Here is a 503-nt window from a genome sequence, read left to right on the forward strand (position 1 = left end):
GACCAAATAACGAATACATATCGCCAAACCCGGCCAAGTTCGGGGACATCGTAAAATAGCTTTTTTTTTCTGTTTTCTTTATTTGCGAAAACCTCAAGATTTCAGCCTGTCATTTTTCTTTTACGAAGTTTCGTTGATTTTCTTTTTAAAAAGCCCTTCGTTTTGAGCCTTCACTTGCGCGCACCCAACCTACAGCGGGAAAAGCTTTCATTGTCTTGACAAGACTCAATGAAACCAGACCTGGCAAATCACTAGGAGACGTCCAATATTTGACTAAACGACCATTCGAAACTTTGTCTCGAAAAGCTTGAAGCTTTAGCCTTGCTTCTTCAGATATCTCAGACCTTTCAATAGTCAATTTCTCAGGACTACCATGAAGAAGAGCCACAATTTTTATACCTCTCTCTACAGCATAATCAAACTCCATTTCTGTAAAACTAAGTCCCTCTGCGCCTAAACTCCCGTATCTACCACCAACAATTAATAGGTAATAGTCACAATCA

At 39.6% G+C, this 503-nt stretch carries 1 protein-coding gene; it reads right to left on the reverse strand.

Features of this window, described 5'->3' with window-relative positions; genetic code table 11:
- Window positions 1–145: 145 nt before the first annotated feature.
- Window positions 146–503, reverse strand: a 358-nt coding sequence (locus tag HT737_RS29800; RefSeq protein WP_182404612.1) for a DUF4062 domain-containing protein, incomplete at its 5' end; no start/stop codon positions are given.

It is taken from the genome of Pseudomonas sp. MD195_PC81_125, assembly GCF_014060985.1.
GTDB lineage: Bacteria > Pseudomonadota > Gammaproteobacteria > Pseudomonadales > Pseudomonadaceae > Aquipseudomonas > Aquipseudomonas parakoreensis.